The organism is Edwardsiella sp. EA181011, assembly GCF_000800725.1.
GTDB lineage: Bacteria > Pseudomonadota > Gammaproteobacteria > Enterobacterales > Enterobacteriaceae > Edwardsiella > Edwardsiella anguillarum.
Genome location: NZ_CP011364.1, coordinates 3,483,727 through 3,503,282, shown reverse-complemented (window position 1 = coordinate 3,503,282; position 19,556 = coordinate 3,483,727). Strand labels below are relative to the sequence as shown.

Sequence of the window (19,556 nt, the reverse complement as noted above, 5' to 3'; positions counted from 1 at the left end):
ACGGTGAGCTGCAACCGTCGCAGCGCGTGACGACGGTAGATTTTCGTTAAACTGTGAGCTCCTGCATTTTTTGCCCGCCGGGGCGCGGGCGGCCGTTCACGACAGCGCTTTAGCGCTCTGCAGCGCGTTCAGCGTCCGCAGCTTTTGCGCGGTAACGCGCTGCGGCTCCGCCTGAACCAGCAGGGTGTACAGCAGATCCAGTACGAACAGCTGGGCGGTCTTGGTGCCGATGGAGTCCCCCTGCAGCTTCCCCTGATTATTGCCGTTGATCAGGCTGATATCGGCATAGCGCATCAGCGCCGACCCCAGATTGTGGGTCAGGGCGATGGTGCGCGCGCCGGCCTCCTGCGCCAGCTTGAGCGCGTGTACCGTCTCCGGTGAAGCCCCGGAGTGACTGATGGCGATAGCGACATCCCCCGGCTGCAGCAGCGAGGCCTGCATGTACATAAAGTGGTTATTGCTGGTGCCGTTAACCCGGTAGCCGATGCGCATCAGCTTGTTTTTCATGTCTTCGGCGGTGATGCCGGAGGAGCCGACGCCGCAGATAAACAGGTAGTTGGCCTGACGAATCGCATCGACCGCCGCCTGTACCTGTGCCATGTCCAGCAGGTTCAGCGTCTCTGACAGGACGCTGTTGATGGCGGACTGCAGCTTGCGGCCAATGGTCGGTACATCGTCGCTGTCGATGATTTCGGCATCGAGCAGCGGGGTTTCCTCCGCGTCGCCGCGGGCGAGTTCAATCGCCAGGTCCAGCTTGAAATCCTGAAATCCTTTATAGCCGAGGGTGCGGCAGAAGCGGATCACCGTCGCCTCGCCGGACTGCGTGGCCTGGGCAAGCTGGGCGATGGAGAACTGGGTGACCTGCGCCGGGGTGCGCAGGATATAGTCGGCAATCCGTTGAGATACGCGGGTCAGGCTGTTCTGCATGGCAGAGAGCGTGTCGAGGATTTTTCCGGGCTGTAAGCGAATCTGCTGAGAGTCCTTCATGAGAGGGCGCCTTGATTGATGAACTGCACCGTCCAGCGGCGCTGCGGGATAGGAATTGGGATATGTAACGTTAAGCGTAGCAAATAACCACGTTTAAAAAAAGTCAGCCCGGCATGGACCGGGCTGGGAGAGAAGGGCACGCGTCAGACGCGTTCGCGATCCAGCGTAACCTGTTTGGCCGGCGCAAACAGCGGCGCGGCGAGCACGCCGACCACGACGACCGACATGGCGCCGACGACGCCGTAGAAGAAGAAGTTGAGGTCAGAGGCGTAACGCGTTAGTAGCACGGCGACGATGCTGACCAGGATCCCGCAGAAGGCGCTGCCGGCGTTGGCGCGTTTAAAGAAGATCCCCAGCATAAACAGGCCGGTCATGGGGCCGCCCATCAGGCCGATCAGGCTGTTGAAGGCATCCCAAATCTCGGACTCATTGGAGAGCACCAGCCAAATGGTGGCCAGGCTGCTCAGCAGGCCGGCGAGGATAATCACCAGACGGGCGATCTTCATCTTCTGCGGCGCGCTGCGCTCGTGACGGCTGAGCCGCACATAGATATCGGAGTTAAAGCAGCTGGAGATGCTGTTCAGGCTGCTGGAGATGCTGGACTGGGCCGCCGCGAAAATGGCCGCGATGATCAGCCCGGCGATGCCGCTGGGCATTTCGGTGACCACGAACAGCGGCAGGATCCCGCCGGTGTTAAAGCCCTTCGGCAGCAGCTGCGGATTCTGCTGATAGTAGACAAACAGCGCGGAGCCGATGGCGAAGAAGAAAATGGGGATAATCGCCACCAACTTGGCGTTGGTGATCAGCGTCCGCTTGGTCTCCTCGATGGAGTCGGTCACGATGTAGCGCTGGACTACGTCCTGGCTGGCGGTAAATTGCTGAATATTGGCAAACAGAAAGCCTATCATCAGCACCGGAATGGTACTGTTGGTCCAGCTCCAGTGAAACTGGCTGTCCGGGAAGAATTTATCGGCGGCGGCGGTGACGCTGTAGATCTCGCTAATCCCGCCGTTCACCTTCCAACAGATCATGATGAAGATCAGCACGGCACCGCCGGAGAGCAGCAGCCCCTGGATCACGTCGGTCCAGATAACCCCTTCAATCCCCCCATCCAGGTGTAGATGATGCACAGAATGCTGATCAGCAGCACCAGAACCACCGGATCGATGGCCAGGAAGGGACGCAGGGCCAGTACGGTCAGATAGGTGATAATGGCGATGCGGCCGATGTGGAACAGCATGAACGAGAGGCTGGCAAACAGCCGGCTGCGGACATCGAAGCGCGCCTCCAGATACTCGTAGGCCGAGGTGATTTTCAGCTTGCGGAAAAACGGAATGTAGAAGTAAAACACCAGCGGCAGAATAGCGATAGCCAGATACTGGCCGATGATGAATGTCCAGTCCGAGGTATAGGCCTTGGCCGGAATGGACATAAACGTGATGGAGCTCAAGGTGGTGGCAAAGACGGAGACGCCGGCGGCCCAGCCGGGAACGCGGCCGCCGCCGCGGAAGTAGTCATCCGCCGTTTTCTGGCGCTTGGCAAAGTACATCCCCACCAGCATCATCGCCAGCAGGTAGCCGAACAGGACGGCATAGTTAAGGAATCCGAAGTCATGAATCTGCATGTTTAATTCCTGCCATGGGTAAGGTAAGAGGGAGGGCGCTGACGGCGATAGTCCGGCGGGTGCGCGCGCCGCGGGGGGATATTGGATAGTGCATCACGCCGTCCTCCGTTAGGGTCGTTGTGTCGGCTCTGCGTCCTGGGGCAGAGGCGGGTCTTGTTGGTGTTTTGCTCCGTTATGATTATTTTTTCGGAGCGTTGCTTCATCAAGCGAAAAAATGGGGAAGTGTGAGGCGTCGCATAATGTGGTACGAAAATCGCTCTCTTATGTAGTGCAGCGCACACTTTCCCATTGATGAATTTAAAGATTACAGCCCTGTCTGTGCCGTTAGCGGAGCACGCGGCGGCGCCCCGCAGAGGCGTTAGAAGTTGTACTGAAGCCCGACGCGGTAGCGCGTCTGGCGCGCATCGCTGTTGCTGTTGACGGCGACGTTGCCGACTTCGATATAGGGGGTAAAGGACGGATTTATCCGGTAAGAGAGGGCGACGTTGTGTTCATAATTGGTCTTTTTATTATTGTATTTAAGTGCGTCGCTATACATTTGGGTATAATCATATTCAACACGCCAATCATCAAATCGATAGCCAATATAACCATCCAGGCGGTTTGTCTGTTCGTCGTTTACGCCATCCTGCGTTTTTCTCGCATAGTCAAAACGGTAACGCCCGGCGATGTAAATACCGCTGTCAAAGCTGTATTGCGCTCTCAGGTAAGGCTTATAGATAGCGGTATCCGCGCTGCTCTCAAAAATAATGCCTGGCTGTAGCGTGATATTATCGGACAGCTTATGGCTATAGCTCAGTCCCATTTCAATAGCGTTGGTTACTAGATCGCTTAAAAATTTATCCTGCTCGCTATTTACGCCACCGGATTTTACGCTAGCATCAACGTAAAATCCTACGCCGCTGGCAAAGTTATGAATGATGGCGATGCGATCCTTATTAATGCGTGAGGCATCTGCATATTCATGGCGAAAGTCGATGGTGGTGGCCTGCGCGTTTATTGCAGAGAAAATGAGAGATAGCGCTAATGATATAATGGTCTTTTTCATTTTTCATTCCCAGAGATATTGAGTGGTTTTTGATTATTTATGGGTACAGCTAGTCGTCGCCGCGATAGAAGGGATCGCGGCACGGGTAATCGTTATCGGCGGCGGCGCATCAGCGTTCGATGATCAGCCTGCCGTCGCGCATGCTGAGCGTGATGACCGAATCGACCGCCTGGCCCTGTAGCGTCTCTCCGCCGATCAGGTAAAGGTGCTGGCCATCGCTGACGGAGACGCCGTAGCCCAGCGGGACAGGCAGCTCGCCAATGGCCTGCCAGCGCTCGCCCAGCTGGGCATAGATGGCCTGCTGCCAGTGCTTATTAAGCCCTTGATGGGCATAATAGTGCCGTTGGCGATAGTTGGCCCGGGCTCCGGGGAAGTTGGCGCCGCCCGCCACCAGCAGGGTTCCATGGCTGTAGCCTGCGTAGGCACCGGCCAGCCCCTCTTGAAGCGGCTCTCCCGGCGGCGGCGGCAGCGCACCTTCGCCGGTCCAGCGCAGCCGATCGTGGGACCAGGTGGCATAGTGGATCCGCTCTGTGCGCAGACCCGGCTTGATCTCGCCATTGATCAGCGTGATGCGTTCGCCGCTGCGCACCAGCGCCGAGCCCGCCGTTCCGGCAAAGGGGGTGACGCCGAGCGACTGCCAGCGTTGGCCGTCGGCATCAAATAGCAGCGCCTCCCGACTAAAGAAATAATCCTCGCTCGGCTTATCAAAATAGCGCTGAATAATATTATCAGAGGCTGGCTTATTATCTTTATTTTGATGAATGTCTCGGAGGTAACCATCAAATATTTGTTTGTTTACGCCGCCTAAAAATAGCCCCTGGGTGCGGTTGAGCGCGACGGCGGCGTGACCGACAAAGCCCCGTGGCGGATGCGTATCTATTTTTTGCCATTGATCGCTCTGCGGTATATAGCGATAGGTATCGGTTAATGCGGAGGGCGTCTCATCGTGCTGGCTAGCCTTACCGCTGCCGCCAAACACGTACAGGCTATTATTTAACGCCAGCGTCACCGCCTGATCCCGGGCCGTGCCAGGAAATGCAGCAATAGGCTCCCAGCGCTTTTCCTGGGCGGCCAAGTCCAATCGATACCAGGATTTATCGGCGCTGCCCAGCCCGATATAAATCGTGTTGTTGAGAATGGCGCCGGTGCCGCCTTTAAACGGCGTTGGCAGTACGGGTAATATCTCCGCATTTCCGGCAGGAATAATCAAGGCAGATAAAATCACGGCGGCCAGAAGACGGACGACTGGCTGCGTTAACCCAGGCATATAAGCTCCTTGCGATTAAAGTATCATGATGCGGTGGCCGTTCTGCCCGCGGGGTGGACGACGGACATGACAGGACGTTGTTGTAGTATTGCTCCATTATAAAATGATCTTTGGAGTTATACTTCAATCTGCTTTTGTGTGAAGTGTGAGAGAGTTCAAAAATGAATCCGTTGCTTTATTGTGCAGCGCCATCGGGTCGCGAACCCAACGGGTTTATAGGCATAGAAAAATCATCACTAATTATACTTCGCGTGCTAATATTGGGTAAATGTTATTAGTCTGCCGATGCCGCGCATCGCAATAGACACCGTGGTGATGCTAACGATCATGCCGATCTTTCCGCTCTCCCCCCTGACCGACCTGGTCGTTGGGGCTTCACTGTACTTTCCCCCGCTGTTTAAGGCGGTGGCGCTGGGACTGCTGCTGTGGCTGATCGTTCACCGCCTGCTGCGCGCCCAGATCTACGGCGGCGATATCTGGCATCCCACGCTGCTGGATCTCTCCCTCCTCGTGATATGCATCACCCTGGCGTTTGCCTTGCTAATCTGCGGATAGTCTTCGATGAAACTGCACTCCCTGAAATATTTTTTGAGCGTGATCGCCTGTGCCATCGCCCTGTGCGCCGGCGGATGGCTGTGGAACTACTACATGCAGTCGCCCTGGACCCGCGACGGTAAGGTCCGCGCCGAGCTGGTCAGCGTGACGCCGGAGGTCTCTGGGCGCATCACCCGCGTGGCGGTACGCGATAATCAGGCTGTGACCCGGGGGCAGCTGCTGTTCACGCTGGACAGCCAGCCGTTCATTATTGCCCGCGATCGGGCCAACGCGGCGCTGATGCGGGCGCAAAGCGATCTGGACAAGGCGCAGCACGAGGCCGCGCGGCGGCGCCGTCTGCCGGCGGACGCCATCTCCGCCGAGTCGCTGGATACCGCGCAGCTGAATGTTAAGGCGATGCAGGCCGCCTATCAGGTCGCCCGCGAGAGCCTGGCGCAGGCCGAGTGGGACCTGGCCCACGTGCGTATCGAGGCGCCGGCGGATGGCTTTATCACCAACCTGCGCAGCCGGGCCGGCAACTATGCCCACGCCGGCACGCCGCTGGTGGCGCTGATCGATCGTCATTCGTTCTATGTGATGGGATACTTTGAAGAGACCAAGCTGCGCCATATCCGGGTCGGCGATCGGGCCGATATCATGCTGTATGACGGCAGTACGCCGCTGCAGGGGCGGGTTGAAAGCATTGGGCGCGCCATCGACGATCAGAGCGCCGAGCCGGGCGCCGATATGCTGCTGAATGTGAAGCCCAACGTGCCCTGGGTGCGTCTGGCGCAGCGCGTGCCGGTGCGTATCGCCCTGGACGGCGTGGCGGCCGATACGCTGCTGGTTTCGGGCATGACCTGCACCATTACCCTGAAACCCTAGGGCGGAGTGGAATGATGACGCGCAACGGCGGTCTGTGGCAGCAGCTGCCCTGGGGAAAGGCGACGGCGGGGCAGTGGCGCTACGCGCTGCGCAATACCCTGGCGATGTGTCTGGCGCTGTGGATCGCGTTCGCCCTGGATCTGGATGAGCCCTACTGGGCTTTTACCTCGGCGGCGGTGGTCAGCTTTCCGACGGTGGGCGGGGTGATCGGCAAGAGCATCGGCCGGATTATCGGCAGCCTGCTGGGGGCGCTGGCCTCAATGGTGATCGCCGGGCTGTGCCTGAATGAACCCTGGCTGTTTACCTTTTGCATCGCGGGCTGGATAGCGCTGTGCACGTATGTTTCTAACCACTATCAGAACAACCTCTCCTATGCCTTCGCGCTGGCGGGCTATACGGCGGCGATCATCGCCTTTACCACGCCGAACAGCAGCGATACCATGCAGATATTCGATATCGCTCAGGCGCGGGTGTGCGAGGTGATCACCGGCCTGCTGTGCGGCGCCCTGATGATGATGATCATGCCCAATGACTCGGACGGCGCCAATCTGCTGACGTCGCTGCGGCGCATGCATCAGCGCTTGCTGGAGCATGCGCTGATGCTGTGGGCGCCAGCGCCGGGCAGCGATCTGCGCACGGCCCATGAGACGGTGATCCGCGAGATCCTCACCCTGAACCTGCTGCGTATCCAGGCCTTCTGGAGTCACTACCACTTTCGCCGCAACAATCATCTACTCAACTATCTGCTGCACCAGCAGCTACGGATGACCAGCGCCATCGCCATTATCCGTCGCATGCGGCAGCACTGGCCCGATGCGCCGCCCGCGCTGGAGACGGTGCTGACGCAGATCGTCGATGCCCTGCGGCAGCCGACGTGCGATCCCTACCGTACGGCGCGCCTGCTGGCGCCGCTGTACGCGAGCCCGACGTCGCGGGTGCGTCTGCAGGCCTTTGTCCGTCAGGTGCAGCGCTTTGTCCGCCTGTACCTCGGCAGCTTTCGCTGGCTGCAGCGGCTGGCTCAGAGCGGCAGCGAGAGTGCGGCGCTGACCCCACCGAGCACGCCGCCGCTGGCGCTGCATACCGATACGCTGGAGGCGGCCTACAATGCGCTGCGAACTTTCTGTACCCTGGTGCTGGGCTGCGCATTCTGGATTGAGACCCAATGGGATAGCGGTGCATCGGCGCTGGCTATCGCCGCGGTAACCTGCGTGCTGTACTCCGCGTCGGCCTCGCCGATGAGCAGCCTGATGACGCTGTTTAAGGCGATGATCATGCTGTCAGTCTTCTGCTTTTTGCTGAAGTTTGGCCTGATGATCCAGATAAATGATTTCTGGGTTTTCTGTCTCATTCTGGCGCCGATCCTGCTGACCATGCAGCTGCTGAAGCTGCAAAGCGCCCGCCATGCGGCGCTGTGGGGGCAGGTTATCGTATTTATGGGATCGTTTCTGATGGTGACCAATCCGCCGCAGTACGACTATGCCAGCGTGCTGAACGGCAGCATCGCCAAGATCGGCGGCGTGCTGCTGGCCGCGCTGGCGTTCCAGATCCTTCATCCTAGCTCCGATCGGCGTAAAGGTCGCCGGATCATCCGGGCGATGCGCCGGGACTTTATCGGGCAGCTGGCGGCCCACCCTCGCAGCAGCGAGGCGCAGTATGAGTCGCTGATCTATCACCGTATCAGCCAGCTGAACCAAAGCCGGGATGCCTTGGCCCGCCGCTGGCTGCTGCGCTGGGGCATGGTGCTGCTGAACTGTACGCACATCGTCTGGCAGCTGCGTAACTGGGAGGCGCGCGGCGACCCGCTGGAGCGAGTACGGGATCTCTGCCTGCACGGTCTGCACGGCATCATCAGCGAGGAGGGGGTCCAGCAGGCACACCTGACGCACACGCTGGCGCAGCTGGCGCGCATGAGTGAGCTGCTCGCCGCCCATCCTAACCCCAGCGCCCGCGATCTGGCCGGTGTTATCTGGCGCTTATACTGCGCCCTGAGTCAGCTGCAGATGGCGATGGACTAAGCCAGATAGAGCGCGTTGAGGCAGTCGTACTGCCGCTCCTGCGGCAGAAAACAGCGAATAAACAGCTGCAGATCGGTTTTTTCGCCGACGAACATCACCTGTAGACAGGGGGCATCGCTGATGCTGATGCGGTGCAGGGTGCAAAAGTCGCGCATCTCTTCACTGACGCTGAGCAGCGAAACCAGCAGGCGGTAGCGCGGCGGCGGCGGTACCGCCTGCTGTTTTTCTGCAATTTGATCGATTAGCGAGCGCAGACGTGGCCCGCTGTCCGAGCGCGGGTTTCCGGGCATGTGCCATCTTCGGGAGGCCATAGATCTATCCTGATATTGACTGTTTTTTGTCCTTAAATGACCGCTGCATGTCCCGCTGTGGCCGGCCTGCCAGCGGCGACAGACGCGTAGCCAGGGGACTCAGCGGTCGTGTTCCAGATAACCTAGCTATAAAAAGAGCATAGCCAAAAAGGGTGTCGGCGCCTGTATAGCAAGATTGCGGCGGCAGCGTCAAGGTGCTTTTCTAAAGAAAACTATCAATAAAAACAAATGGCTGTAGAAAAATATTAGGATTTTTCGCACGACGCGCTATTCGGGGCGTAATTGCCAGCATGCCGTGCGGGGAGCGCGGCGTTTTTTTGGGGGAACGTGTCGATTTAAATGAAATTAACCCTATTGGCGCCGCGGTGCGTGGGATCGTCTATTGCGCCGGCGTCCGCGGCGTTTTTTCGCGGCGCTTTTTCCCGTTGCGTAAGGCGCCCTGCCCATTCTGTGGCACAATAGCCCGTGTTTTTTGCGCCCGGATACGCTGGTCGCGGGGGAATGCCGCCGGCGTATCGCGTCAGGCGACGCCGCGCCGGGCCAGCGCGTTATTTTCATGCCCTCTTCGTCGTCGCATGCCGCGGCGTGGGGCGCGCAGGTGAAGTTGAGTGGAAAGTGAGCGAGATGAAATACAGTTGGATTTTGTTTGATGCGGATGAAACGCTGTTCCGCTTTGATGCCTATCAAGGGCTGCGCCTGATGTTTTCCCGCTTTAACGTCGATTTCAGCGTGGAGGATTACCAGGCCTACGAGGCGGTGAACCAGCCGCTGTGGGTAGATTATCAGGAGGGGCGGATCACCTCGCGCCAGCTGCAGGAGGTTCGGTTTGAGGGGTGGGCCCAGCGCCTCAATATGACGGCCTGCGCGATTAACGATGCCTTTGTTCAGGCGATGACCGAGATCTGCGAGCCGTTGCCGGGCGCCCGTGAACTGGTGCTCTCCCTGCGGGGCCGGGTGCGGATGGGTATCATCACCAACGGCTTTACCGCCATGCAGAATGAGCGTCTGCAGCGCACCGGTCTGAGCGATGCCTTCGCGACCCTGGTGGTCTCGGAGGAGGTCGGGGTCGCCAAGCCGGACGTGGCGATTTTTGAGCATGCCTTCGCCCTGATGGATAATCCCCCGCGTGAGCAGATCCTGATGGTGGGCGATAATCCGCACTCCGATATTCTGGGCGGTATCAATGCCGGTATTGATACTTGCTGGTTGAATACCCGCGATGAGCCGGCGCCGCAGGGGATCACGCCCAGCTACCAGGTCGGATCGCTGCGCGAGCTGCAGCAGATTTTACTAGCCTGATCGCGCTCACAGCGCCGTCTCCGGCGGGAGGCGGCGGGCTATGGGCACGCGCTGACGCCGGCGCGGCAATAGGCAATAGCCGATCGCCGTGCGTATGGCGCGGGGAATCCCAAACGGAGAGGGTGTACGGGCAGCCTGCCGAATGATGCCGCAGGTCAGCGAAGCGGGCGCCGCGATGGCTATCGGCGGCGTTGTGCGCGGGAAGAGAGTGCGGGAGTTAGCGCTGGCGCTGGGACTTGGCCCACTGTACTTTTTGCCAGTCTTCGCAGCAGTCGCTGTCGCAGAAGTTTCCCGTCGGGATCGGTGCGTGACAGTTGTAGCAATACCCGGTAGGCGCCATGCTGGGTTTGTGACGGTTGGCCAGCGCCAGATCGCGTTCCAGTTCTTCCAGCGCGCTGGCGTTGTCAAATTCGTCTGCCATAAAAATACCTCGTGTTGATGGATAGGTGATAGACCGGCGCCGATTATACCGATTTCTGGGCGCAGCGTGGAGTAGCGATAGTAGTATTCTCAGCTCCTTTTCGGGGATGGCATCCGATCCCACATTCGTTATATATTTACGTATATAACGAATGTGGGATCGGGGGGAGAGGATGGGAAATAACCACTTTGGCGATGGAGTCATGGACGGCGTAAAGAGCTACGAGCCCTGCGGTGCCGGCGAGATGCGGCGCCGCTGCTTTGACTACCGGCGCGGCTATGTGTGCGGTTTCGCCTACAGCTTTGCCAAGCGCATCGATAATCGCTATATGGCCGCCTGTCGCGCCGGTGAGCTGGCCCGGCTGTACGGCCTGGAGCGCGACGCTATCGCCGAATTTTTTCTCAGCGGTGAGGATAGCCAGCTGCAGCGCTATTACTACACCGGCTATGAACGAATCTGATCCAGATCGTACTCTGCTGCAATGACGACGCATCGATGTTGGTGAGTCTGTTAGGCTATATCGACATTCATTATCGGTATTGACGATCGGATAGGAGAAAAAAATGACCGTATCAGCCCGCAATCAGTTACAGGGAACCGTTTCAGCCTTGGCGGAGGGGGCGGTGAATGATGAGGTGGAACTGACGCTGAGCGGCGGGGAGAAGCTGGTGGCAGTCGTCACCAGCGCCAGCCGCGACGCTATGGGGCTGGCGCAGGGCAAAGAGGCCATTGCGCTGATCAAGGCGCCCTGGGTGATGTTGGCTTCGGAAACCTGCGGCCTGAAGTTTTCGGCGCGCAATCAGTTCCCCTGCGAGGTCATGGCGCTGCAGCACGGTGCGGTGAATACCACCGTCGAGCTGAAGAGCGACAGCGGCCTGACGCTGGTCTCGATCGTGACCAACGAGAGTGCGGACAGCATGGATCTGCACGCCGGCAGCAGGGTGATCGCGTTGGTGAAGGCTTCCAGCGTGCTGCTGGCGGTGCGTCAGTAACGCCGCGAGCGCCAAAGATAAAAAAGCGCCCCGGGGGCGCTTTTTTTACGTTTTACGCAGCGACGGCGCGCGTAACGCGCGTTACTGTGCGGCCTCCGCATCCTGATACTGCGGCGGCGGCTGACGGAAGCGGCGGGTCAGCACGGCCAGATAGCCGAGGCCGATGGCCGCCCAGACCAGGCCCAGCGTCATGGAGCTGGCCTCGAGGTTCATCCACAGCACCCCGACGGTTGCCGCGCCGATCAGCGGTAGGATCAGGTAGGCAAAGGTCTCTTTCAGCGTGCGGTTGCGGCGCTCGCGGATATAGAACTGCGAGATAACCGACAGGTTGACGAAGGTAAAGGCTACCAGTGCACCGAAGTTAATCAGCGCGGTTGCCGTTACCAGGTCAAAGGAGACCGCAGACAGCGCGATGGCCCCGACCAGCAGAACGTTAAAGGCCGGCGTACGCCACTTGGGATGAATGTAGCCGAAGAAACGCTCCGGGAATACCCCGTCGCGGCCCATCACGTACATCAGACGGGAAACCCCGGCGTGCGCCGCCATCCCGGAGGCCAGCACCGTTACGCAGGAGAAGACCAGGATGATGGACTGGAAGAATTTACCGGCCACGTACAGCATGATCTCCGGCTGCGAGGCATCCGGATCCTTAAAGCGGGAGATATCCGGGAAGTACAGCTGCAGGAAGTAGGAGACCACGATAAAGATGATGCCGCCGATCAGCGCCGTCAGGAAGATGGCCTTCGGGATGACGCGTCCGGCGTCTGGGGTCTCTTCCGACAGGGAGCTGATGCCGTCGAAGCCGAGGAACGAGAAGCAGAGTATGGTGGCACCGGTGATCATCGGGATCAGGTGGGCATCCTCTGAGACGAACGGACGGCTGCTGAGCAGGGTGCCAGCGCCTTCGCCCTGCGTGATGCCGTGCACCACCAGGCCGAGGAAGATGATCATGATGGCGACCTGCACGATCACGATGCCGGTGTTCAGGTTGGCGACCAGGTTAATGCCGCGCAGGTTGAACAGCGTCATCATGGTGACCAGCGCCATGACGAAAATCCACGACGGAACGCCGGGGAAAATCGCTTCCAGGTAAATTTTGGCCAGCAGGATGTTGATCATCGGCATAAACAGATAATCGAGCAGGGAAGACCAGCCCACCATAAAGCCGACGTGCGGGCTGATCGCCTTCTGCGCGTAGGTATAGGCCGAGCCGGCAGACGGGAAGCGTTTAACCAGCTTTCCGTAGCTGATCGCCGTAAACAGGATGGCAATCAGCGCAATAGCATAAGAGGTGGCAACGTGACCGTTGGTCAGTCCACTGACGATACCGAAGGTATCAAAGATGGTCATCGGCTGCAGGTACGCCAGGCCCATCATGACCACCTGTACCAGGGTCAAGGTCTTGCGCAGCTGAACGCGGTTTTGTGAAGCGGCGGAATTAGCGGCCATGACGCAGTCCTCCCATGCTCTCGACGTTTTGATTTGATGAAGCGCAAAGCGGAGAGGTCACAGGAAAACTTCGTGTGAAGCGGTATGCTGGATATTCAAAGAGGGGATGGGATAAAGAAGCGCGAACGGAAAACGGCGCGCTTGCCCCATAGTCGCTGCTGCTGCTGCAGCGCATACCGGTGAAGCCCGGTGCGAAAGCGAATGATTGCCCCATCTAGATTTCCTCAGTCAACATGCGGGGGAACCGCATAAATAGCTATTATCATGTCCGGTCGAAGGCCGGCCTCAGTCATCTACTTGATTTTCTGCACTACAAAAAAATAACCGACGTCCATTGGTCTTTACTTAATGACACAACGTAAAACATCGGCTATTCGCAGGGCGCGTATTTTGCCGCACTCAATCGGGGATGACAAGCGATGAATGCGATTTATTAAATTTATTTTTTGTCCGGCGGGATTCTTATTAACTTGTTGTTTTTTATTTGATTTATTTTATTCAGCGGCGCTAAAGATACGGATGACAGGGTTTAATCAGTTTGTCTGAAACAAATTGACATAAAACACCATTAGCGTACCGGATTTCCGCCGCCGATATCGGCGGCGGGAATCGATTTAGCCGTAGCGCCGCTGCGCCGCGCGCGCCAGTCCGGCGGTCACCGAGCCAAAGTCGTCGCCGCCGGCCAGCGGGATGCCGGGCAGCTGCTGCGCCAGGGCGCGGCGGATCAGCGGGGAGCGGGCGCTGCCGCCGGTCAGATAGATGACGTCCGGCGTGATAGCGCTGACCGCCAGCGCCGCGCTGACCTGTTCCTGAATCCGCGCCAGCGGCTGGGTAATGGCGGCCGCCAGCGCCTCGTCGTGCAGGGTCGTCTCCAGCCCCGACGCGATGAAATCCAGCGCGACGCGGCAGTGGGGCTGCTGCGACAGGGCGATTTTCCCCTCTTCGGCGCAGCGTACCAGCCGGTAGCTCAGGCGATCGCGATAGACCTGCAGCAGGCGCTCTACCTGCTGCGGCTGGCTGGCGTCGCGCAGCAGTTCGCGCAGTAGCCGCCCATTGGCTGCGCTGTAAAAGTCACTCTGCGCCGGAACATCGTTGATGGCGACGGCATTCCAGTAGGGCAGCGACGGTAGGGCGATCCCCTTGAGGGTGCTGCTGCCGGCGCCCAGCAGCGGCATCAGCTGACGAAAGGCCAGCATGATATCGAGATCGTTACCGCCGATGCGGCAGCCGCTGTGGCCCAGCAGGCTTTGGCTGCGATCCTGCATGGCGCGCCAGCGTGGCCCCATCAGCAGGACGGAGCAGTCGGTGGTTCCGCCGCCGATATCGACAACCAGCACCCGTCGCTCGTCGCTGAGGGTCGCCTCAAAGTCCAGTCCGGCGGCGACCGGCTCGAACTCAAACGTCACCTCGCGCAGTCCGGCGCGGCGCGCGGCGCGCTCCAGTATCCCCTGGGCCTGCGCGTTGGCCTCATCGCCGCCGCTGCCCTGGAAGTTGACCGGACGGCCGATGACGGCCTGATCGATGGGGCGCTGCAGAGAGGCCTCACCCCGGCGGCGAATGTGCACCATCATGGCGCAGACCAAATCTTCAAATAGGGCTATCTGCTGCTCTTTAAGCCCGGAGGCGCCCAGAAATGACTTCGGCGACTTTACAAAGTACACATCCTGCGGGTCGCGGTTGTAGCTGTGCAACGCCTGTAGGCCAAACTGCAGGCTGTCCGCATCGACGTGAATATCCTCTTCGCGATTGGCGGCGACGGCGCGCTGCAGCAGGCGCTGGTTCTCGTCGCTGCCGGTGGGGATGTGCCAGTGGCGGTGTAAGCATTCGCTGACCGCATCGCGCGTCGGTGCGCACAGCATTGACGGAAGGTAGGGCGAATCCTGCTCCAGCGGCAGCATACGGATCTGCTCGCCGTCCATGACCGCCACAGAACAGTTGGCGGTGCCATAGTCAAAACCAATATACATCGTTGTTTCCCATGCCGGTGAAGGGCGGCGACTTTACTGCATTGCGGCGTCCTCGGCAATGGGGGCGCTGTGGTCGGCCGTCGCCGCGGGCGGCGGCGCCCCGCGGCTCAGGTGCTTCAGCAGCTGGGGCAGCGTGAGCGTGGGGTGCACGCTGCTGCCAAACAACAGATCGATGCCCAGCAGGTTCAGGGTGGCCAGCGTAGCGGGCAGCTCGGCGGGGCCGGCGATGGTTTGCAGGCCGCAGCTGCGGGCCTGGGTATGCAGCAGCGACAGCATGACCTCGTCCATACGGTTGGCGTGGGCCTGCGCAACCAGTTCGCTGCTGGCGAGCAGGTACTCCACCGGGCTATGCTCCAGGCGGGCGATATTCTCCAGACGGCGTTCAAAGCCTTCGGCAATCAGGCGACAGCCGCAGTGATGCAGAGCGCTCAGCGCCGGGGCGGTTTGTGCCTGGCGGTCGATCAGCGCGCTCTCCTCCAGGCGCAGCAGCAGCTGACGGGCGGGCAGCGGGGAGCTGCGCAGCGTGTCGCACAGCCAGCTGACAAACGTTGGCTGACACAGGCTGGCGGTGGAGAGCGAAACGGCCAGCGCCAGCGGCTGTTGGCTTAAGGCGCGAGCGTGGCGGATCAGTAGCTGGCTGAACAGCCAGCGTTCGACATCCTGCTGACGCTGGTAGCGTAGGCAGGCGCTCGCCAGCGCGGAGGCGCTGAACGGTGAGCCGTCCGGGCGGCGCGCTTCGGGATCCAGCAGATAAAACATAATCTGCTGGGGGGCGCTGCGTGGACAGACGGCGCGCAGCAGCAGGGTTATGCGCTGCGCTGCCAACAGCTCGCTGAGCTGGGCGGCATCCGGCTCATGTACGCCGTGAGGGGCGCTGGGGAGCCGGTCGCCCTGATGGCAGAACGCCTGTCCGCGCCCGCTGCGCTTGGCCATATAGCAGGCGGCGTCGGCCTGGTTGATCGCCTCATCGGCGAGGGCGTTGCGGTGCCACAGGAGGGTTAGGCCCGCGCTGGCGCCAATGCGATACAGCCCCCCCTGCCAGTAAAAGCGGTAGGCGGCGATCTCATGGATCAGCTGATCAACCATGCGCTTTCCCTGGGCGATATCGCAGTCGCTGAGGATCATGGCGAACTCATCGCCCCCCAGGCGGGCCAGGGTGTCCTGGGGGCGCAGCAGGGAGCGCATCATCTGGGCGATGTTTTGCAGCAGGACATCGCCGGCGGCGTGGCCCGCGCTGTCGTTGATGGCCTTAAAGTAATCGAGGTCGAGGAAGACCAGGACGTGATGCCGCTGTGACTCGATAGCGGAGCGCAGCGCGCGGCGCAGGGCCTGCTCGAAGCTGACTCGGTTTGGCAAACCGGTCAACGGATCGTGCAGCGCGCTGTAGGAGAGCTGGCGCAGCAGGGTTCGCGTCTCGCTGACGTCCTGAAAAACCACGACATAGCCCATCAGAACGCCGTCGCTGTGGCGCAGTTCGGCGACCCGGCTCTGTACCTCGTAGCGTTGTCCGCTGCGGCTGACCAGGCGCTGGCAGTCGTTCTCCGCGCCGTCGCCCTCTTCGTCTGCAGGGCGCAGCACCGAGAGGGCGGCGCCGCTGACGCTGTCCTGCAGGGTAACGATCTGTCCAAGGGGGCGTCCGATCGCCCGGGTTTGCGCCCAGCCGGTCATCTTCTCTGCGCTGGGGTTCATAAAACGGATTATCTGCTGGGGATCGGTGCTGATCACCGCCTCGCCAATGGCGCTCAGGGTGATGTGTAAGCGCTCACGCTCCTGATGCAGGGTATCCAGCAGTCGCTGCTTTTGGCGCTCGTTATTTTTGATATCGTTAATCTCTTTCATCTGCGCCACGAAGTAGAGCGACTCCGCCTCCGCCTGCGGCGGGCGCACCAGCGAGACGGTCAGCAGCGTCCAGATAATGCGCCCGCTGCGGTGTACATAGCGCTTTTCCAGGGTATAGCTGTCGATATGGCCGGCCAGCAGATCGGCCAGCTGGCGCTTATCGCTCTGCCTGTCCGGCGGGTAGATCAGGCTGCGGTAGCGCAGACGCTGCAGGATCGCCGCATCGTAGCCCAGCATGCGGCACAGCGCCGGGTTGAACTGTATCCAGCGCCCGCGCAGGTCGATCAGGGCCGTGCCGATAGCGGAATACTTCATGACGTTGCGCAGCCGGGTTTCGTTCTCCTCCAGACGCCGGCTCTCGCGGCGGTAGGCATGCGTCTGGATGGCGATGGCATGGGCCGGCAGCAGCACCAGCAGGATCGGCATATACAACAGCAGGGGGTTTTCGCCGGCGATGGCATGACCGTTCATCTGGGCGCACAGCAGCAGCGCCGTGCAGCAAAAAATCAGGAACGCCGGCCACAGCGGCAGCGCGACGGCGGCCCACAGCAGCGGGATAAGAATAAAGGTAAAGGGGTACGGCAGCAGCGGCAGCGCATAGTAACCACTTACCAATGTTATCAAGAGAATAGGGAGCGTCTGTAGGGGAATGACGCGCCTCAGGCCGCCGGGTGGCCTGGCCAGCAGCCCGAGCGGAGTGAGCGCCAGCATCCCCAGCGCATCAGACATAAAGGCGAATCCGGCACCGCTGAGGAAGGCATCCCGGTGCAGTAGCGTGGCGACGCCCGCCGCCAGGATGGCGCACAGCAGTGGAATGGCCAGCACGGCGATCAGGATAAAGTAAGCCCATTGCATCAGGCTGCCCAAGGGGGGGCTCCCGTGTAGGCAGCGGCGCAGCGCCAGCGCGCAGAGCAGCGCCTGCAGCTGATCGATCAGGGCGTGGAGGAGCCCATAGTGCAGCGGAGGAAAATAGGTGGGGGATAGGAGCAGCGGGAGCAGGCTGCTGAGCAGCGAAATGCCCACCAGGCGGGGCCAGTCCCGCCGCCGGCAGTGAAACAGGATCGCGGTGGTCGCCGCCGTCGGCAGCCACAGCGACGGCAGCGCCGCGTCGCTGCGGATCAACAATAGGCTGACCAGCGCCAGCAGCGCGTTTACGGCGGCAAACAGCATCAGCTGCCACGGGGCAGGGTGTACCTCGTCGCGGATACACGGAGAATTGCTTGCCATATAACTGCCCCTGATAGCCAAAAAGTGTATCCAACGCACGGCCCGTGGAAGTGTCGCAGCTGCGGCCGTGAAACGATTTTTCTCAGTATAGTGTCGGTCTGTCGCGCCGAGGCAAAACCTAGACCTTAGTCGATTAAAAGCGGAGGCGAATCGCGGCCTCTCCCAGGCCGCCGCCGCGCTATGCGATGCCCCCTAAAAACAGCCGGGCCAGCAGCAGCAGCAGCAGGCAGGCGAGGCTGCCGCCCAGGGCGCCGATCAGCGCCATGCTGGCCTGCCGCTGCCGTCCCCCCAGCCAGGCCAGCAGGCGCGGCAGCTGAACGCCAAGCAGGGCGGACAGCATCATGGCCACGACGGCGATCAGCACCACCAGGCTGCCTATCTGCGCATCCTGGTAGTAGAGTCCGCCGATAACGCCGAGCAGGCTGCCGATGAGCAGCCCCTCCAGCAGCGCGACGCCCAGCTCACGCACCACGATCGGCGCCGCGTTGGCGCGCAGCAGGTGTCGCCGGTTTAGGGCCCGCTGGGCAACGGCGGCGCTTTGCCATGCGCCGCTGGCGCACAGGAGCATCAGCAGGGGCAGCAGCAGGGCCAGCATCGGCCAGTGGCCCAGCAGCGGGCTAAGGCCGGCGCTGAGCAGGGCGGCGGGCAGCGCCAGCGCGCAGATCCCCGCCAGCGGGAGCGCACGGGCGCGCAGGCTGCGGGTGATCGGGGCGAACAGATCCTCATCTTGACGCAGGCCGGCCAGGCGGAACAGGCGCTGCTCGTGGTGGCGCTGCAGGCACTGCGCCGCCTGGATCAGGTTAAACTGCCCCAGCAGCATGCCCTTATCGTCGGTGACCGGGACGCAGGCGCGCCTCTCGCGTATCAGCATGGCGGCGGCGTCGAGCGCATCATCGTCGGGATGCAGGCTCTGGGGCGGTGGCAGCATGATATCGGCGACGCGGCCATCCGGCGCGGCAGCCAGCAGGGTGCTCAGGGGCAGCTCGCCGCACAGGCGGCCGTTGCCGTCGGTGACAAACAGCCGATCGCTGCCGCCGGGCAGCGGCGGCCGCTGGCGTAGCCACTGCAGCAGCAGCAGTAGGGCCATATCCTGACGTACGCTGCGGGTTTCCGTATCCAGCGTCATCTGGGCACCGACGCTGTGCAGCGCGTAGCTCAGCAGGGTGCGTGCGCGGCTACGCTGTTCGCCCTCCATCAGGGTGAGCATGCGTCCGGTCAAGGGCTGCGGCAGCTGGCGGCCGAGCGTGATGCGGCGCTCCAGCGGTAGGGACTGCAGGGTTTGCAGCAGGGCCTTGTCACTCAGGGTGGCCGTCAGCTCTGGCCATAGGCAGGGATCGCCGTGGGCCAGCACCTGTGCCTGCTGGCCCTGGCTTAGCTGCGACCAGAGCGCCAGGCGCCGATCGCAGGGCAGGGCGCAGAGGATATCGCTGAGATCGTCGGCCGGCAGCGTGCGCGCCGCCTGGCGGATCTCGGCGCTGTCATCCAGCAGCTGCGGATCGTTGAGCAGATGGGGATCGTCCAGACGACCGAGCAGACCATCGCTAACGGCCTGCTCCGTCAGCAGGATCTGCAGAATACGCGTACGCGTCTGCGCACGCTGCTCTGCGCTGAGGGTAACGGTGGCGGACATCGTGACTCAATCCTTGTGATGGTTGATCAATGGGGTTAATGGGCGTTTTGCGGACAGCGGC

Annotated in this window: 15 protein-coding genes and 1 pseudogene; 6 read left to right on the top strand and 10 right to left on the bottom strand. The window is 61.0% G+C overall.

Going from position 1 to position 19,556, the window contains the following annotated elements:
• Positions 1-96: 96 nt before the first annotated feature.
• The 4 genes and pseudogenes from QY76_RS15510 to QY76_RS15495 form a co-directional block, all read right to left on the bottom strand.
• Positions 97-987: a MurR/RpiR family transcriptional regulator gene (locus QY76_RS15510; RefSeq protein ID WP_034163729.1), complete on the bottom strand. Its 891-nt coding sequence runs from the start codon at positions 985-987 to the stop codon at positions 97-99.
• Between the two features lie 143 nt (positions 988-1,130).
• Positions 1,131-2,611: pseudogene (locus QY76_RS15505) on the bottom strand (sodium:solute symporter).
• Positions 2,612-2,969: 358 nt separating this feature from the next.
• Positions 2,970-3,659, bottom strand: a complete 690-nt coding sequence (locus QY76_RS15500) for an oligogalacturonate-specific porin KdgM family protein (RefSeq protein WP_045426233.1) — start codon at positions 3,657-3,659, stop codon at positions 2,970-2,972.
• A 109-nt stretch (positions 3,660-3,768) separates the two neighbouring features.
• Positions 3,769-4,926 carry an N-acetylneuraminate epimerase gene (locus QY76_RS15495; RefSeq protein ID WP_034163726.1) on the bottom strand — a complete coding sequence of 386 codons (1,158 nt, stop codon included), beginning with the start codon at positions 4,924-4,926 and terminating at the stop codon, positions 3,769-3,771.
• Positions 4,927-5,241: 315 nt separating this feature from the next.
• Here QY76_RS15495 and QY76_RS15490 point away from each other — a divergent pair, with 315 nt between their 5' ends.
• From QY76_RS15490 to QY76_RS15480, 3 genes are read left to right on the top strand one after another with little or no spacing between them, the layout of a single operon-like run.
• Positions 5,242-5,481: a DUF1656 domain-containing protein gene (locus QY76_RS15490; protein WP_034163822.1), complete on the top strand. Its 240-nt coding sequence runs from the start codon at positions 5,242-5,244 to the stop codon at positions 5,479-5,481.
• A gap of 6 nt (positions 5,482-5,487) precedes the next feature.
• Positions 5,488-6,345, top strand: coding sequence for an HlyD family secretion protein (locus QY76_RS15485; protein ID WP_034163725.1), 858 nt, complete (start codon positions 5,488-5,490; stop codon positions 6,343-6,345).
• Between the two features lie 14 nt (positions 6,346-6,359).
• The gene (locus QY76_RS15480; RefSeq protein ID WP_034163724.1) at positions 6,360-8,360 is read left to right on the top strand and encodes an FUSC family protein; all 2,001 of its coding nucleotides are present in this window, start codon (positions 6,360-6,362) and stop codon (positions 8,358-8,360) included.
• Here QY76_RS15480 and QY76_RS15475 read toward each other — a convergent pair.
• Positions 8,357-8,671 carry a hypothetical protein gene (locus tag QY76_RS15475; RefSeq protein WP_034163723.1) on the bottom strand — a complete coding sequence of 105 codons (315 nt, stop codon included), beginning with the start codon at positions 8,669-8,671 and terminating at the stop codon, positions 8,357-8,359. The two genes, QY76_RS15480 and QY76_RS15475, sit on opposite strands and share 4 nt — an antisense overlap.
• A 624-nt stretch (positions 8,672-9,295) precedes the next feature.
• Here QY76_RS15475 and yjjG point away from each other — a divergent pair.
• Positions 9,296-9,970, top strand: coding sequence for a pyrimidine 5'-nucleotidase (gene yjjG / locus QY76_RS15470; protein WP_034163722.1), 675 nt, complete (start codon positions 9,296-9,298; stop codon positions 9,968-9,970).
• Positions 9,971-10,187: 217 nt separating this feature from the next.
• On the opposite strand, the gene QY76_RS15465 is transcribed toward yjjG, so the two are convergent.
• Positions 10,188-10,391 (bottom strand): hypothetical protein, encoded by a 204-nt coding sequence (locus QY76_RS15465; RefSeq protein ID WP_005296746.1) that lies wholly within the window; start codon positions 10,389-10,391, stop codon positions 10,188-10,190.
• 172 nt (positions 10,392-10,563) lie between these two features.
• Between QY76_RS15465 and QY76_RS15460 the strand changes: the two genes are divergently transcribed.
• Both QY76_RS15460 and QY76_RS15455 read left to right on the top strand, forming a co-directional pair.
• Positions 10,564-10,851, top strand: a complete 288-nt coding sequence (locus QY76_RS15460; protein WP_034163721.1) for a DUF2623 family protein — start codon at positions 10,564-10,566, stop codon at positions 10,849-10,851.
• A 103-nt stretch (positions 10,852-10,954) separates the two neighbouring features.
• Complete coding sequence (locus tag QY76_RS15455) at positions 10,955-11,383, top strand: molybdopterin-binding protein (protein ID WP_034163720.1); 429 nt, start codon at positions 10,955-10,957, stop codon at positions 11,381-11,383.
• Positions 11,384-11,464: 81 nt separating this feature from the next.
• On the opposite strand, the gene QY76_RS15450 is transcribed toward QY76_RS15455, so the two are convergent.
• The 4 genes from QY76_RS15450 to QY76_RS15435 form a co-directional block, all read right to left on the bottom strand.
• Positions 11,465-12,832, bottom strand: coding sequence for an APC family permease (locus QY76_RS15450; RefSeq protein ID WP_034163719.1), 1,368 nt, complete (start codon positions 12,830-12,832; stop codon positions 11,465-11,467).
• Positions 12,833-13,446: 614 nt separating this feature from the next.
• Positions 13,447-14,799, bottom strand: a complete 1,353-nt coding sequence (yegD, locus tag QY76_RS15445) for a molecular chaperone (protein ID WP_034163717.1) — start codon at positions 14,797-14,799, stop codon at positions 13,447-13,449.
• A 33-nt stretch (positions 14,800-14,832) separates the two neighbouring features.
• Positions 14,833-17,865: a diguanylate cyclase domain-containing protein gene (locus tag QY76_RS15440; RefSeq protein ID WP_049648900.1), complete on the bottom strand. Its 3,033-nt coding sequence runs from the start codon at positions 17,863-17,865 to the stop codon at positions 14,833-14,835.
• 178 nt (positions 17,866-18,043) lie between these two features.
• Complete coding sequence (locus QY76_RS15435) at positions 18,044-19,495, bottom strand: magnesium transporter MgtE N-terminal domain-containing protein (RefSeq protein WP_045426227.1); 1,452 nt, start codon at positions 19,493-19,495, stop codon at positions 18,044-18,046.
• Between the last annotated feature and the right edge of the window lie 61 nt (positions 19,496-19,556).